The 15,193-nt window shown below is 65.5% G+C and carries 17 protein-coding genes and 1 pseudogene; 7 read left to right on the forward strand and 11 right to left on the reverse strand.

Translation table 11 applies throughout. From position 1 onward, the window contains the following. Positions 1 to 13: 13 nt before the first annotated feature. Both L3V85_RS22875 and L3V85_RS22880 read right to left on the reverse strand, forming a co-directional pair. The gene (locus tag L3V85_RS22875) at positions 14 to 847 is read right to left on the reverse strand and encodes a shikimate dehydrogenase family protein (RefSeq protein ID WP_237674988.1); all 834 of its coding nucleotides are present in this window, start codon (positions 845 to 847) and stop codon (positions 14 to 16) included. Positions 848 to 875: 28 nt separating this feature from the next. Then, positions 876 to 1,799, reverse strand: coding sequence for a shikimate dehydrogenase family protein (locus L3V85_RS22880; RefSeq protein ID WP_237674989.1), 924 nt, complete (start codon positions 1,797 to 1,799; stop codon positions 876 to 878). A 199-nt stretch (positions 1,800 to 1,998) separates the two neighbouring features. Between L3V85_RS22880 and L3V85_RS22885 the strand changes: the two genes are divergently transcribed. The 7 genes from L3V85_RS22885 (at position 1,999) to L3V85_RS22915 (ending at position 8,108) form a co-directional block, all read left to right on the forward strand. Continuing rightward, positions 1,999 to 2,784 carry an IclR family transcriptional regulator domain-containing protein gene (locus L3V85_RS22885; protein ID WP_237674990.1) on the forward strand — a complete coding sequence of 262 codons (786 nt, stop codon included), beginning with the start codon at positions 1,999 to 2,001 and terminating at the stop codon, positions 2,782 to 2,784. 8 nt (positions 2,785 to 2,792) lie between these two features. Continuing rightward, positions 2,793 to 3,458, forward strand: coding sequence for a hypothetical protein (locus tag L3V85_RS22890; protein WP_237674991.1), 666 nt, complete (start codon positions 2,793 to 2,795; stop codon positions 3,456 to 3,458). A 69-nt stretch (positions 3,459 to 3,527) separates the two neighbouring features. Continuing rightward, entirely contained in the window at positions 3,528 to 4,538 is a 1,011-nt protein-coding gene (locus L3V85_RS22895) for a Bug family tripartite tricarboxylate transporter substrate binding protein (protein ID WP_237674992.1), read from the forward strand. Positions 4,539 to 4,564: 26 nt separating this feature from the next. Continuing rightward, a complete protein-coding gene (locus L3V85_RS22900; RefSeq protein WP_237674993.1) occupies positions 4,565 to 5,230 on the forward strand; it encodes a response regulator in 666 nt (221 codons plus the stop codon). A gap of 6 nt (positions 5,231 to 5,236) precedes the next feature. Further along, a complete protein-coding gene (locus L3V85_RS22905; RefSeq protein WP_237674994.1) occupies positions 5,237 to 6,652 on the forward strand; it encodes a sensor histidine kinase in 1,416 nt (471 codons plus the stop codon). Between the two features lie 18 nt (positions 6,653 to 6,670). After that, entirely contained in the window at positions 6,671 to 7,687 is a 1,017-nt protein-coding gene (locus tag L3V85_RS22910) for a Bug family tripartite tricarboxylate transporter substrate binding protein (RefSeq protein WP_237674995.1), read from the forward strand. A gap of 19 nt (positions 7,688 to 7,706) precedes the next feature. Beyond that, the gene (locus L3V85_RS22915; protein ID WP_237674996.1) at positions 7,707 to 8,108 is read left to right on the forward strand and encodes a DUF6194 family protein; all 402 of its coding nucleotides are present in this window, start codon (positions 7,707 to 7,709) and stop codon (positions 8,106 to 8,108) included. Here the strand turns inward: L3V85_RS22915 and L3V85_RS22920 are convergent. From L3V85_RS22920 to L3V85_RS22960, 9 genes and pseudogenes are all read right to left on the reverse strand, one after another. Then, on the reverse strand, positions 8,105 to 9,328 hold the full coding sequence (locus L3V85_RS22920) for an ROK family transcriptional regulator (RefSeq protein WP_237674997.1): 1,224 nt from the start codon (positions 9,326 to 9,328) through the stop codon (positions 8,105 to 8,107). The two genes, L3V85_RS22915 and L3V85_RS22920, sit on opposite strands and share 4 nt — an antisense overlap. Further along, on the reverse strand, positions 9,321 to 10,118 hold the full coding sequence (locus L3V85_RS22925; RefSeq protein ID WP_237674998.1) for an ATP-binding cassette domain-containing protein: 798 nt from the start codon (positions 10,116 to 10,118) through the stop codon (positions 9,321 to 9,323). Before L3V85_RS22925 ends, L3V85_RS22920 begins: the two co-directional genes overlap by 8 nt. Then, on the reverse strand, positions 10,118 to 11,077 hold the full coding sequence (locus tag L3V85_RS22930) for an ABC transporter permease (RefSeq protein ID WP_237674999.1): 960 nt from the start codon (positions 11,075 to 11,077) through the stop codon (positions 10,118 to 10,120). The genes L3V85_RS22925 and L3V85_RS22930 overlap by 1 nt, the downstream gene beginning before the upstream one ends. A 33-nt stretch (positions 11,078 to 11,110) precedes the next feature. Continuing rightward, on the reverse strand, positions 11,111 to 12,118 hold the full coding sequence (locus tag L3V85_RS22935; RefSeq protein WP_237675000.1) for a sugar ABC transporter substrate-binding protein: 1,008 nt from the start codon (positions 12,116 to 12,118) through the stop codon (positions 11,111 to 11,113). Positions 12,119 to 12,329: 211 nt separating this feature from the next. After that, positions 12,330 to 12,827, reverse strand: coding sequence for a pentapeptide repeat-containing protein (locus L3V85_RS22940; RefSeq protein ID WP_237675001.1), 498 nt, complete (start codon positions 12,825 to 12,827; stop codon positions 12,330 to 12,332). A 144-nt stretch (positions 12,828 to 12,971) separates the two neighbouring features. Beyond that, complete coding sequence (locus tag L3V85_RS22945; RefSeq protein WP_237675002.1) at positions 12,972 to 13,448, reverse strand: hypothetical protein; 477 nt, start codon at positions 13,446 to 13,448, stop codon at positions 12,972 to 12,974. Between the two features lie 171 nt (positions 13,449 to 13,619). Beyond that, on the reverse strand, positions 13,620 to 13,898 hold the full coding sequence (locus tag L3V85_RS22950) for a DUF7710 domain-containing protein (RefSeq protein ID WP_237675003.1): 279 nt from the start codon (positions 13,896 to 13,898) through the stop codon (positions 13,620 to 13,622). A gap of 71 nt (positions 13,899 to 13,969) precedes the next feature. Beyond that, complete coding sequence (locus L3V85_RS22955; RefSeq protein ID WP_237675004.1) at positions 13,970 to 14,428, reverse strand: SUKH-3 domain-containing protein; 459 nt, start codon at positions 14,426 to 14,428, stop codon at positions 13,970 to 13,972. Positions 14,429 to 14,800: 372 nt separating this feature from the next. Beyond that, positions 14,801 to 15,024 (reverse strand): annotated as a pseudogene (locus L3V85_RS22960) (RHS repeat-associated core domain-containing protein); the annotation flags it as partial. Positions 15,025 to 15,193 lie beyond the last annotated feature (169 nt).

A 15,193-nucleotide genomic window follows, 5' to 3' on the forward strand; every position in this document is an offset into this window, starting at 1 on the left:
GTGACTCGGCCTTTCAATATTTCAATTGGGCCACGGCACGTAATTCCTCTGGGGACGCTGTGCCAAAACCGAAGAACTCGAGGTAGGCAGGAATCATCTCGAACAGCATGTCGGTGCCGACCTGCACCTGGCAGCCCTTGGCCTTGGCGGCCTCGAGCAGCGGCGTGTACTCGGTCTTCATCACGACTTCGCCCACGAAGGTGCCGGGGTCGATGCGGTCCACGTCGAACGGCAGCGGGTCGCCCTCCTTCATGCCGAGCGGCGTGGCGTTGACGACCACGTCGTAGCCGGCCGGGTCCTTCGAGCCCGTCGCCACCTTCATTTGCGGATAGTGCTCGCGCAGACGCGCGGCCAGCGCGCCGGCCGAAGCCTCGCTCATGTCGAACAACATCAGCTCCGCGGCGCCTGCGGCGGCAATCGATGCCGCGATGGCGGAGCCGACACCGCCCGTGCCGGACACCAGCACCCGCGTGCCCTTGAAGAGCCGCCCCTTGCGCTCCACGCCGCGCACGAAGCCGGCGCCGTCGAACTGGTCGCCCAGCAGCGTGCCGTCGGGCCGCTTGAGAATGGCGTTGCAGGCGCCGGCCACGCGGGCGGTGGGCGTCACCTCGTCCACCAGCGACATCGTCGTCACCTTGTGCGGCATCGTCACCAGCGCGCCGCGCAGGTTGCTGAACTTGAAGATCTGCGGCAGCGAGGCCGCGTAGTCCTCGGGCTTCACGCCCATCGGCACCACCACCGCGTCGATGCCCTGCTTGTCGAACCAGGGGTTGTAGATCATCGGCGCCTTGAAGGCCTCGGTCGGAAAACCCAGGTGGGCGATGAGCGTTGTCTTGCCGGAAATCATGTCGGTCTCTTCAATGGAAAGGCGCGGCTCAAGCCACGCTCGGGGAGTGATAGCGCAGGGGCTGCTTGATTTCGCCGTGCATGGCCGGCGGGTAGATGATTTCGCGCAGGAAGTCGGCGTCGGCGCGCAGCGCTTCTGCCGCGTCCGCGTGGCCGAAGTAGCGCATGTAGTGCGGCATCTGCTGGATCAGCATCTCGAAGCCGGCCTGCGCGTTGAGCCCGCGCGCGCGGGCCGCGCGCACCAGCGGCGTGGGCTGGTTGCGCAAAAGGATGTCGAACAGCGCGGCATGGTCGTCCATGCGCGCCACGTCGACCGGCAGCGCGTCGCCCTCGACCAGGCCGAGCGGCGTGGCGTTGACGACCAGGTCGTAGCCCTCGGGCGCGTTGCTGTCGACCGCCACCACCGTGGCGTCGAAGAAGGCGTCGAGCTTGGCGGCCACGCCCGCCGCCTTGCCGGCGGCCTTGTCGTAGAAGGCGATGTGCGTCGCACCGTTCACCACGCCGCCCTCGGCCAGCGCCACGCCGATGGCCGCGGCGCTCACGCCCGCGCCGACGATCAGCACGCGCTTGCCGCGAAAGGGGATGTTGCAGTGGTCGAGCGCGCCGATCAGGCCTTCGCCGTCGAACAGGTCGCCTTCGAGCTGGTCGCCTTCGGTGCGGCGCACCACGTTCACCGAACCCGCCACGCGCCCGAAGAGCCCGCAGCCGTCGAGCAGGTCGACCACCAGCGGCTTGTGCGGCGGCGCGATCACCATGCCGCGCACGTTGCGCGCCAGGAACGCCGACTTGAAGAACACCGCGAAATCGCGCACCGGCACCTGCATGGGCAGCAGCACCGCGTCGATGCCGAAGCGCTCGAAGACCGCGTTGAACATGCGCGGCAGCCGCACATTTCGGACCGGGTCGCCCGGAATCAGGTACGCCTGGGTGCTGCCGCTGATGGAATGGCTCATGTGCTTGCTTCCGTTCGTCAATCGCTCTTTTCGAGGCCGGATGCCGAGCTTTATAGTCTCTTCGCGCGGTTCATGCAGGCCTACGTCCGATAAAACGTTCGATAATCGATCTGCAAAAATCGTTAATCGTTCAAATCAAGGGTTTTCACCTGCACCGAATGCCTACGCCGACTGCCTTGGCGCAGGCACACTTCCGGCCATGAGCAAGGACGACTCGACACCTCCCGCGGGCCTGGACAAGCGCGACTGGATTGCCGGCCTGGAGCGCGGCGTGAGCATCATCGAGGCCTTCGACGATGCCAACCCGCGCCTCACCGCCAGCCAGGCGGGCCAGCGCACGAACATGACCCGCACCGCCGCGCGGCGCTACCTGCTCACGCTGCAGCACATGGGCTACGTGGCCAGCGACGGCAAGCTGTTCTGGCTCACGCCGCGCGTGCTGCGGCTGGGCCGCTCGTACCTGGAATCGGCCCGCCTGCCGCGCGTGGTGCAGCCCTTCCTGCAGCGCGTGGCCGCCGGCACCAACGAAATCGCCTATCTCAGCGTGATGGACGGCGACGAGGTGGTCTACATCGCGCGCAACGGCCCGAACCGCAGCATGAGCACCGGTTATGTGCTGGGCGCGCGCGTGCCGGCCCAGGTAACCGCATCAGGCATGCTGATGCTGGCGCTGCGCAGCGACGCCGAACTGAACGAATGGCTGGCGACCAGGCAGCTGACGGTTTTCACCTCGCACACCATCGCGAGCATGGAGCGCATGAAGCTCGAGCTGGCGCGCATCAGGGCCCAGGGATGGGCGCTGTCGGAACAGCAGCTCGACCTGAACTCGCGCGGCATCGCGGCGCCCCTGCGCGACCGACACGGCACGCTGGTGGGCGCGCTGAACATCACCATGCCGATGGGGCACGAAAGCTCGGAAGACGCGGTGGCGCGGGTGCTGCCGGTGCTGCGGGAGACGGCGCAGGCGATGCGCAACCTGATCTGAGAGTCACCGTGAACGCCAACACGCCGGCTTCCACGGCCCAGACGGCGTTGCCCGACTGGGCGTTGCAGTCGGAGCCCGTGGAAGGCGTGCGCATCGACATCGCCTTCATCGTGGAGCCCTCGTTCTACTACGGCCCCTCGTCGCACATCTCGCCCGAACAATGGCGGAACCTGCGCGAGCCGCTTTACCAGCCGGCCATACCGGGGGCGGAACAGGGCTTCGTGCTGTCGGCCGACTGCGTTGGCCACGAGGAAGAACTCCACCGCCACTACCGCGACCTGCTCGCCAAAGCCGCGCAACGCGGCAAGAACATCGCCGACACCATCCATTTCTGGAACAGGCCGGTCGTCCACGCACCGGGGAGCTTTTTGCTGAGCTTTCCGTGGCACGACCGCTTCAGCGAGGGGCGAGCCTTCATCGAATCGTTGACGGCAGGCATGCCGGGCGAGGTCTTCTCCGATTACGAGCAAGGCTGGTTCTTCGACCTGAGGCTGCACGACGGCATGCTGTACTTGCGCGACGACGATCCCGACGAAGGCAAGACCTTCCACAACCTGCGCTTCGCCTACGCGCCCGTGCGCGCACAGGTCGAGACCGTGCTTGCGCGCGTCGAGCGCTTGATTGCCAGGCTGGCGGACGAATTCGGCCGCGACTACTGGACGGACGGCAACTGACAGCATTCCGACAGCATCCGCCGGGCAGGATGCGCGCTTTCAATTCCAAAGCGCTGGAGACACAAGCCCATGTCCGACTTCCTTTCCCCCGACGCCGCCCGCCTGAACCGCCGCCACTGGCTCCAGGCCGGCGGCGCCCTCGGCCTTGGCGGCCTGCTGCCTTCACTGGCGCGCGCGGAAGACGCCTGGCCCAGCAAGTCGGTCCGCTTCGTCGTGCCCTTCGCGCCCGGCGGCAGCTCGGAGATCGTCGCGCGCTCGACCGCCGCCGAGCTTTCGCGCACGCTGGGCCAAAGCGTGTTCGTCGACAACAAGCCCGGCGCGGCCGGCAACATCGCGATGAGCGAGGTGGCGCGCAGCACCGACCAGCACACGATCATCCTCGGCCACATCGGCACGCTGGCGGTCAACCCGTACATCTTCGCCAAGCTGCCCTACGACGCGAACAAGGACTTCAAGCCCGTGAGCCTGCTGGCCAAGGTGCCCAGCCTCTACGTGGTGCACCCGGACGTGCCGGCGAAGAACCTCAAGGAGTTCATCGCGTATGCCAAGTCGAAGCCGGGCAAGCTCAGCTACGGCTCGGCCGGCAACGGCAGCGCGGGGCACCTGGCCTTCGAGTACCTGAAGATGACGGCCGATGTGTTCATGCTGCACGTGCCCTACCGCGGCACCGGGCCGATGGTGACCGACCTGCTCTCGGGCCGGCTCGACGCGTCGGCCATCGGCGCGGCGGCGATCATTCCGTTCATCAAGGCGGGCAAGGTGCGCTGCATCGCGACCGGCTCGGCCAAGCGCCTGGCGCAGTTGCCCGACGTGCCCACGGTGGCCGAGCAGGGCTTCCCCGGCTTCGAGATGACGCAGTGGTACGGCATGCTGGCGCCGGCCAATTTCGCGCCGGCCAACCTGGCCAAGCTCTCGGCCGAGACGATGAAGGCGGTGAAGTCGCCCGACTCGATGCAGCGGCTGACGGCCGATGCGGCCGAGGCCATCGGCGGCACGCCCGAGCAGTTCACGCAGTTCATCGCGGCGGAGCAGGCGCGCTGGCAGAAGGTGATCGCAAGGGCAAACATCAAGCCGGATTGAGCGTTTCACGCTCTAGCATCGGCGCCATGCGCATCCTGCTGGCCGAAGACGAACACACCCTGGGCACCTGGCTCTGCAAGGCGCTGGAGCATGCGGGCATCCAAGTCGAATGGGTGGACGACGGGCGCCTGGCCGACCGGGCGCTGCAGCAGCGCGACCATGACGCGCTGGTGCTCGACCTGGGCCTGCCCGGGCTCGACGGGCACACGGTGCTGCAACGCCTGCGCGAGCGCGACCAGCGGCTGCCCGCGCTGATCCTCACGGCGCGCGATTCGCTCAACGAACGCGTGGCCTCGCTCAACGCGGGCGCGGACGACTTCCTCGCCAAGCCCTTCGCGCTGGCCGAACTCGAGGCGCGGCTGCATGCCCTGGTGCGCCGCGCGCGCGGCGTGGAGCATCCGCGGCTGGCCTGCGGGCCGCTGGTGTACGACGGCGCGCGCCGGCACTTCACGCTGGGCGGCGAAACGCTGGCGCTGTCGCCGCGCGAGCTGGCGGTGCTGCGCGTGCTGGTGCAGCGCAGCGGCGAACCGCTGTCGAAGCAGCAGATCCTGGAGCGCGTGTTCTCCGACGACGAGGAAGTGCACCCGGAGGCGGTGGAAGTCTTCGTCTACCGGCTGCGCAAGCGGCTGGACGGCAGCGGCGTGCGCATCGTCACGCTGCGCGGGCTGGGTTATGTGCTGGAAGCGGACTAGGTGGGCATGCCGTCGTTGCGGCTGAATGCACGCTTGCGGCGCGCCAGCCTGTGGCAGCGCCTGGCGCTTTTGCTGTTTCCCGCGCTGCTGGTCGTGACCGGGCTCGAACTGTGGATGACGCGGCACGACGCACTGGCCGCAGCCAACGCCGCCTACGACCGCTCGCTGCTGGGCGCGCTCAAGTCCATCGACGCCAACATCTCGACCGCCTCGGGCGGCCTGTCGGTGGAGTTGCCGTACACGATGTTCGAGTTCTTCGAGCTCACGGCGAGCGGGCAGGTTTTCTTCAGGGTATCGACCTCCGACGGGCTGGTCGAGCTGGGCAGCGCCGACCTGCCCGCGCCGCCGGCCGAACTGAAGATGGGCACGCCGGCCTTCTACGACGCGACCTACTTCGGCGAACCGGTACGCCTCGCCGCCTACCGCCGCGACCTCGACCGCGCGCCGGCCGGCAGCACCGGGCGCAGCGTGCTGGTGCAGGTGGGGGAAAGCACGCGCTCGCGGCAGGAGTTCACCGCGCGGCTGGTGCGCAGCGCGGCGCTGCGCGACGGGCTGGTGCTGGCGATGCTGCTGTGCGGCACCGCCGTGGCGCTGGCCGCGGCGCTGCGCCCGCTGTCGAGGCTGGCGCGCGAGGTACAGGCGCGCACGCCCGAAGACCTCACGCGCATCGCCGAGGCCGACCTGCCCGCCGAGGTGCGCCCGCTGGTCGCGGCGGTCAACCAGCAGATGACGCGCACGCAAGACCTGGTGACGCAGCAGCGCCAGTTCCTGGACGACGCCTCGCACCAGCTGCGCACCCACCTCACCACGCTGCAGATGCAGGCCGACTACGCCCGGCGCGAGCAGGATCCGGCGCAGATCCAGCTCGCGCTCGACGCGCTGGGCACCGAGATCGGCCGCGCGACACGCAGCGCGCAGCAGTTGCTCGCGCTCGGGCGCAGCGACACGGTGTCGGTCGAGCCCGCCGGCTTCGACATGGCGGCGCTGCTGCGCGAAGTGGCGGTCGACCTGCTGCCGCTGGCGCGCGCCAAGCGCATCGACCTGGGCATTCACTCGCCCACACCGGAATTCATCGCCATCGCCGACCGGGGGCTGATGCGCGAGGCGCTGAGCAACCTCGTGACCAATGCCATCGCCTACACGCCCGCCGAAGGCACGATCACGCTGTTCGCCGCCGGCGACGCGGCGGGCTGGAGCCTCAACGTCGAGGATGACGGGCCGGGCCTGTCCGACGAGGAGCGCGCCGCGCTGGGCCAGCGCTTTCGACGTGGCGCGCGCGCCGGCAAGGGCGGCTTCGGGCTCGGGCTGGCCATTGCGCGCTCGATCGCGCAGCGGCACCAAGGCGAGCTGCGGCTCGAATCACGCGAAGCCGAGCCAGGGCTGCATGCGATCATCTGGTGGCCCCGTCCGGCGGCGCACTGAACCGCCCGCCACAACCCCATGCCCGCGCCCCTTCACGCCAACCGCCGCCACGCCTTGCGCGCGCTGTCCGCGCTGCTCGTGCCAGCAAGCCTGCGCGCGGCAGCGGCCGACGATCCATCCATGGACGCCGCCGATTGCGTGATCCCCGCCAAGGCCGGCGGCGGCTTCGCGCTGACCTGCGCGCTCGCCCGCGACGCGCTGCAGGCCGTGCGCCCCGGCCGTCCGCCGCTCGCGCAGCGCTACCTGCCGGGCGGCATCGGTGCCGTCGCGTTCGACCGCATCGCCACCGGCAAGCTCGGCGGGCCGGGCACGCTGGTCGCGTTTTCCAGCGGCTCGCTGCTCAACCTGGCACAGGGCCGCTTCGGTCCGCACCCGCCTTCGGCCGTGCGCTGGATCGCCACGCTGGGCACCGACTACGGCGTGATCGCCGTGCACCGCGACTCCCCCTTCAAACGCCTGCAGGACCTGGTCGCCGCGCTGCGGCAAGACCCGTCGCGCATCGCCTTCGGCGCGGGCGGCACGGTCGGCAGCCAGGACTGGGTGAAGGCCGCGCTGCTGGTGCGCGCCGCGGGGCGCGACCACAAGGCAATGCGCTTCGTGTCTTTCGAGGGCGGCGGCGATGCGCTTTCGGCACTGCAGGGCAAGCATGTCGACGCCTTCCCCGGCGACGCGGCAGAAGCACTGCAGGCCATTGCGGGCGGTGCCGCCGTGCGGCTGCTCGCGGTGCTGTCGGACGAACGGCTGGGCGGCGGGCTCACCGGCGTGCCGACCGCGCGCGAGCAAGGCGTGGACCTGGTCTGGCCGACCGTGCGCGGCCTCTACCTGAGCGCGGACGTGCCGGAGGCAGCCGTGCGTGCCTGGACCGCCGCCTTCCGCGAAGCGAGCGCCGCGCCGGGCTACGCCGCCCTGCTCGAGCGGCACGGGCTGTATCCCTTCGCGCTCACCGGCACCGCGCTCGACGACTACGTGCAGGCGCAGATCGCGGCCTACCGGAAGCTGGCCGACGGGCTGGGCCTGCGCCGCTGGCCGTCCTGAACGCAGGCAAGATGGCGCCATGACCGAAGACGCCATCACTGACTACCTGATCGACATGCTGGCCGGCGGCCACTTCCAGATCGCCGACGACAACACCTTCTTCTTCCACGACGCGGACAACAAGTTTCCCTTTGCCACGATCGTGACCAAGGACAGCGAGTTCGACAACGCCTCGAAGCTGGACCGCCCGGGCGCGTTTCGCCTGAACATCGGCGTGGGCAAGGAGAGCTTCCGCGCGTTGTTCGGCGAAGCGCCGGCGGCAGCCGCCGACCCGGCCGCACTGGACACGCTGATGCCCCACCCCGTGTACGGGAAGATGTACTGGGTGAGCGTGATCTCCCCCAGCACACAGACCTTCGACAAGGTGAAGCCCCTGCTCGCCGAGGCTCTGGCCTTGGCACGAGCGCGCAAGCCGGGCTAGGCAGCCTTCAGGAACACGTCGTGGTCCGGCGCGAAGTTCGCGTGCAGCGGCAGCATCGCGCCGCCCAGCGCGCAGGCTTGCGCACCGGCCCTGCCGCCATGCAGCTGCGGACGCCACAGGCCTTCCCAGTTGCAGCGGTCGAGCGCGGCGCGGGTGTGCTCCAGCAGGGCCTGCAGCAGCAGGCGCGACATCGATCCGTCCACCACCACGTCGGCCAGGTCGAGCATGGCGGCGCCGTTCACGATGGCATGCGCGAGCGCCTGCGATGCGCTTTCCAGCCAGGCCTGGGTGGAGGCCGCGAAAGGCGCCTGCAATGCGCGGTCGTCATAGGCGGCCATCGCGTCGAGGCCCTCGCCCGCCAGGCGCTGCTCCAGCTCCCAGAGCGAGGCCTGCGCGACGAGCTGCGCCGGCAGCGCGCCGCCGCGGCCGGGCGGCTGCATGGGCAGCGACGCCAGTGCGCCCGCGTTGCCGTGCGCGCCGGTGTGCAGGTGCGAGTTGATGACCAGCCCGCCGCCCACGAAGGTATCGACGAAGATGTACAGGAAGCTCTTCAGGTCATGCCCGCGCCCGCCCACCAGCTCGGCCACGCAGGCGGCCACGGTGTCGCGCGCGAAGCTCACCGGCACGTCGGTGCGCGCGCGCACCTCGGCCGCCAGGTCCATCTGGTTCCACAGGTCGGCTTGCGCCTTCGACAGCCCCAGCGTGCGATGCCAGCCGCCGAGCTGGAACGGCGCCGCGAGCCCCACGCCCACGTTGCGCGCGGCCAGCGGCCCCAGGCCGTCGCGCAGCCGGTGGATGTGCTGCGCGATGGCGGGCAGCAGCTCGTCCACGTCGGGAAAGTCGTAATGCACGATGTGACGATCACGCACCCGCGTGGTGAAGTCGATCAGCAGCCACTCGGCGCCGCGCCGGCCCACCTTGATGCCGATGGAGAACGCGCCGTCGGGGTTCAGCGCCAACGGCACCGAAGGCTGGCCGATGCGCCCGCGCACGCGGTTCTGCTTGACGATGAGCCCGTCTTCCTCGAGCCGCGCGGTGATGAGCCCGATGGTCTGCGCGCTCAGCCCGGTGAGCCGCGCGAGGTCGGCCTTGGGCAGGCTCGTGTGAACGCGCAGCGCCTGCAGCACCGTGCGTTCGTTGAACTGGCGCATGCCGACCTGGTTGGAGCCGCGAAGCCGCAGCAGGTCGGGCGTGCGCGCGGCGGTGTCCGCATTAGGCATGCGCCTCCGCGGGCAACTGCTCGGCGGTCATGGCGCCGGTCATCACGGCCACCGTGTCGCTCATGCTGATTTTCTTCGGGTCGAGCACGGCCGCGCGCCTGCCCAGCCGCGCCACGTGGATGCGGTCGGCCACCTCGAACACGTGCGGCATGTTGTGGCTGATGAGCACCACCGGCAGGCCCCGGTCGCGCACGCGGCGGATCAGCTCGAGCACCATGTTGCCCTCCTTCACGCCGAGCGCGGCGGTGGGCTCGTCCATGATGACCACGTGCCGCGCGAAGGCCGCGCTGCGCGCCACAGCCACGCATTGGCGCTGGCCGCCCGAAAGCGTTTCGACCGCCTGCGTCATCGACTGGATGCCGACCTTCAGGTCGGCCATGCGCGCGGTGCTTTCGCTCAGCATCTTCTTCTTGTCGAGCATGCGCAGCACATTGCCCATGAAACCGGGGCGTCGCAGCTCGCGGCCGAGGAACAGGTTCTCGTAGATGGTCATGGCCGGGGCCACGGCCAGGTCTTGATAGACCGTCTCGATGCCGGCGCGGCGCGCGTCCAGCGGATTGCGGAAGTTCACCGGCTTGCCGTCGAGCAGGATCTGCCCTTCGTCGGGCACCACCGCGCCCGACAGCGCCTTGATGAGCGAGGACTTGCCCGCGCCGTTGTCGCCGATCACCGCGAGGATTTCTCCTTCGCGCAGTTCGAAGTCGACGCCGTCGAGCGCCGTGACCTGCCCGTAGCGCTTCACCAGGCCCTTGGCCTGCATCACGATCTTGGGGTTTGCAACGACGTTCATCAGCGGGCTCCCCGGCGCGAGAGTTGATCGGCCGTGACCGCAAGAATCACCAGCACGCCGGTCACCAGCACCTGGTAGATCGACGACACGCCCATCAGCGTGAGCCCGTTGCGGAACACGCCCACGATCAGCACGCCGATCAGCGAACCCAGCACGATGCCGCGTCCGCCGAAGAGGCTGGTGCCGCCGAGCACCACCGCCGTGATGGCGTCGAGGTTCTCGGTCTGGCCCGCGTTCGGGTCGCCCACGCCGGTGCGCGCCACCGACAGCAGCGACGCAATGCCGTACAGCACGCCCGCCGCCACGTACACGCCCAGCAGCACGCGCTGCGTCGGAATGCCGACCAGCCGCGTGGCCTCGGCGTTGTTGCCCACCGCGTAGATGTGGCGTCCCGCCGCCGTCTCGCGCAGCACGAACCATGCAAGGCCGTAGAGCACCAGCATCAGCACCGCGCCCCACGCCACCTCGGCGTTGCCGATGCTGAAGGTGGTGCCCAGGCCCGTGAGGCCGCCCGGCAGGTCGGTGATGGTCTGCGACGACGAATACAGCTGCGTGATCGCGAAGGCGATGTTCAGCGTGCCCAGCGTCACGATGAAGGGCGGCAGCTTGATGCGCGTGACCAGCAGGCCGTTGAGCAGGCCGAACAGCGTCGTCACGCCGATGCCGCAAAGGATGGCCACCGGCGCCGGCAGCCCCAGTTCGGTGGCGAACTTGCTCATGATGATGCCGCCCAGCGCCATCACCATGCCGCACGACAGGTCGATGCCCGCCGTGAGGATGATCAGCGTCTGGCCGATGGCGATGACGCCGACCACCATCACCTGCTGCAGGATCAGCGAGAGATTGCCGCCGGTGAGAAAGCGGTCCGACTGGGTCGCAAAGAAGATGCAGGCGCCGAGCAGGGCCAGCCACGGCCCGAGGGCGCCCCACGGAATGTGGTGCGTTGGAGACTTCGCCATGGCTTCGTCGTGAATCGGTTCGTCAGCAGCGGATTACTTCTTGCCCCAGCACAGCTCGGCGCCTGTCTTGGTGTCCTTGCTGTCGACGCCCGCCACGCTCTTGCCGGCGATCAGCGTGACGCCGGTGTCCACATAGCCCGAGGCCTTCTTGCCGGTCTTGGCGAACTCCACGCCCGCGGCCACGCCCATCGCGGCCATCTTCAGCGGGTACTGCTGCGAGGTCGCGGCGATGATGCCCGCGGCCGTGTCCTTGATGCCCTGGCAGCCGCCATCGACCGACACGATCATCACGCCCTTTTCCTTGCCCGCGCGCTTGAGCGCGTTGTACGCACCGGCCGCCGCGGGTTCGTTGATGGTGTAGACCAGGTTCACGTCGGGCGCCTTCTGCAGGCAGTTTTCCATCACCGTCTGCGCCTTTGCCTGGTCGCCGTAGCTGTCGGCCATGCAGACGATCTCGGGTGCCTTCGACAGTTCGTTCGACTTCGGGTCGTTGGCCGGCAGGCCGAAGCCCTTCATGAAGCCGTTGTGGCGCTGCGCGCCCACCGGGTGGCCCGGCAGCAGGTCGAGCGCGACGATCTTCGCGGGCTTGCCCGCCATCGCGGCCTTGGCGTATTCGCCGATCAGCACGCCGGCCGTGTAGTTGTTGGTGGCGAACAGCGCGTCGGTGGCGTCCGGCGGATCGGCCGGGCTGTCGAGCGCGATCACCATCACGCCCTTGTCGCGCGCCTTCTTGATCGCGGGCACGATGGCCTTCGCATCGCTCGGCGTGATCAGGATGGTCTTGGCGCCGGCCGCGATCATGTTCTCCATCGCCGTGATCTGGCCCGCGTTGTCGCCGTCGGCCTTGCCCGCGCCCGAGAGCAGCTTGGCGCCCTGCTTCTTCGCCTCTTCCTGCGCGCCTTCCTTCATCTTGACGAAGAAGGGATTGGTTTCGGTCTTGGTGACGAGACCGATGATGGGCTGGTCGGCGGCGAAGGCGCCGCTGGCCGCAACGAGGGACATGGCCGCCACGGCCAGGATGGAGCGGGAGCTGCTGAGCATGGTGTGTCTCCTTGGACAGGCGGCGTAGCGCCTGCGGTCTTTTGGAACCGGATCGCTCGGGCTTTCTTGAAGTGAAAGGCTCGGCGTCCGGGCGCAGGGCGACTATCGGCCAGGAGATGGACTAAATCAAGCTGATTTAGTTATCGGAAACCCGGAGGTGGGTGCATCAGCGTAGGGGGGGTCTTCTCTGGGGGTCTCGTCTGGATCGCTGTCAGCTGTTGATCCGGGCGTTCTCGAAATTCATGTCCTCGAACTCGCTTCCCGTGAAGTTCACGCGCTCCCCTTGCAGGTTGCTGGCCTGGATCCGGTTGCCGCGGCAGTCGAGCACGTCGAGGCTCGACCATGTGTTGCCGTCGAAGTTGAGATCGGTCCAGGTGCACCGGCTGAAGCTCGAGTCGCTGAGCCGGGCTGCGTTGAACCGCGAATGGCTGAATGTGCAGTTGACGAACGTGCAGCCGGAAATGGCGATGCCTTCGAAGTCACATGCGCTGAAGGTGCAGTTGGTGAATTGGCACGCAGTCCAGCCTGCTTGCTTGAAGGTGGTGCTCGTGAAGCTGCTCGCGGAGAAGGTACTGGATGCGAACTGCGCAAGGTTCAGGTCGAGGCCTGCGTAGGCAAAGCTGTCGGCTTGGCCGATCAAGCCGGCAGGGGCGCCGCCGGTGCCTTTGCGCCAGAGGTCGTGGTTGAGGATGATTATTTGAGAACTCATTTTTCCGCCCGTTTATTCAGCGAGCTCATCGCTGAAGTTTTCGTTACCGCAAATTTCCTACCAAAATAAATCGCCGGCTCTTCCACTTGCTGCATGAGCTTATTTATGGCTGCCTTGATCCGGATCTGCCGAATGGATTTTTTATCAAGCAAAATCAAGCAGGTGGACACGCGCATATCTCAAAAACTCGAGCCCCATATTGGAATCGAGTCGCTTGAGCAGAAAAAGGTAGAACGGAATAGGCGTCAGGCTCTCGCTATTCTCAGGATTCCATTCGCCCTCCTCACTGCAGCAACAAACGGCGCATCGACTCAAAGCAGCCAAGGTTGGATTTTCTTTTTCAAAGCGATCGGACAAAAACCAGAGTTCACGTCTACTCGACCTCCGCAATTCGTCACCGCTATCTGTGCCAAAACTGGATATTGCCGTCAAAAGATGCTTGGAGATAAAAACCAACTGCATCGATGGAACAGTGCTGTCAAAGTGACGAGCCAAGATGCACTTGCGCAGAAATTCCGCATACATCTTCATCATGCGAGCCGAAGAAACCTGAGCAGCCATTAGCTGATCTTCGATAACGTCGAGTGCTTTCTCTTCATCTTCGCTGTACGGCCCTGGCATTTTTATTTCTCACAAACATCTTATCAATCAAGGACGATTTGACAGAATTAGCAAAACAACAACAAATTCACCGTTCCTGACAGAACTCGGCGCGGCCATCTTCGATTGAAAGTTTCACGCAATGGCTACAGTGCGCCTCAATACGAATGGAGTAAATTTTCTCCAAAAAAATCAATCGAAAGCCCCATTTTTAAAATGCATATGCTCTTGCGCTGCGCTCGAAAATCCCTCTATAAATTTCGGCATTAGATCTTTTTTTGATCTCACCTTGAAATTACCACTTTCAATCGCCCAGTCATAAATAGAAATCCCCACTGGATATTTAGTCAAAACACCAGTCAGCCGATACTTCTCAATCCATTCCAAAGCGTCCTCTTGGATCGCAAAAACCGCAGAAGGGAACTTTGCGTCCAGCCCATTAAAAACCCAAACCTCCTTCATTTCAGCCATCTAGATCCTTTGGAAAATTAACATATCGACGCCGCTGTTGGATTTCATCCTGTCGACAGACGATGTACGCCCTATAGGCCAGGCAGTTTTTCGAAATTTCCTCCAAGCAAAATCTTCTTCATTGCTTCCTCCACGGTTTTCCCTATTCTGCAAAAATAATCGTCGTATCCACCATAAAAGCCACCCCGATCACCGATCAAATAATTCAAATGCCCAGAATACCCTTGGCCAACTGGAATTAATCGCTCCATTGCAAGCCCCTCGTAATCCTCAACCACCCAAGCTCGATCCAAGCGTCGCGTTGCAGCAGAAGGGTCAAAATAACTCTCATCAAAAGCACCTCCGGCATACGCAGGGTGCGCTAATCTTATTTCTCCAAAAGACGCAGAAAAATCCAAGGCCTGCTGGAATACCTTGTAGCCATCCCTCTTCCAATCAGAGGCATACTGATTTGTTCTTGCCTTTCGCATCGAACTCCACCCAGAGCGCTCCAAAATTGAAATCAATTCGCCATTAAATTGATAGCTCATCAACTCACCTCTTGCCCGCCAAGACTTTAAAATTTCCAAAGGTTACAGAACAATTTCTGCAGCACGGCATTGGCGCTCCAGATTTTGTATAAACAGTTGCCACATCGAGATCAACGATCGACGACCCACCTTTTATCGCCTTGTTTGCGGCATCAATTTCCGCGCAGTTATGAGTGTCCCAAGACTCACCCCCAACTTAGCGCTGAATTGGAAGGCTTTGCCCCACTGGTGCCGGTGTATACCTTTCCGGTTCTGCGGTTTACCATCGCGCACGTTGCCGTAGGTAGTTTTCCACCTGCTGCCCTGAGCCTTGCGGCTTCTTGCTTCGCTTTTTCAAGTGCGTCAGGACATCCTTTTGACCGCTGAAGCCCTAACGAATCGACCCACGTACGGGTCGTAGTACCGATACCGGTTGTAATGCAGCCCCGTCTCGTCGTCCCAATACTGCCCCTGGAAGCGGATAGGGTTCCGGAAGCCAGCCCTCCTGCCCGCCTCACTGATCGCCTGCCTCGCCTCCCCCCAAGCCTTGTAGCTCCCGACCAGGCAACAGGCCCCTCGCAATCCGTCAGCTCCTACGGCGTACCCAGGTGATCGCATTGCTAGAAAGAAATCTCTTCCTTGCGGAACGGCGCGGATGTTCGGCTCTGTTCCCCATTCCATAACAGCTACTGCTCAATGTTGTAGTGCCCACCGTGGGCATTAATCACCGCGTTCTTCTATTTCCCCTTTCGTCCGCCTCATTTCAATCTGAATTTCGCAACACGT

Source organism: Variovorax paradoxus, from assembly GCF_022009635.1.
Classification (GTDB): domain Bacteria; phylum Pseudomonadota; class Gammaproteobacteria; order Burkholderiales; family Burkholderiaceae_C; genus Variovorax.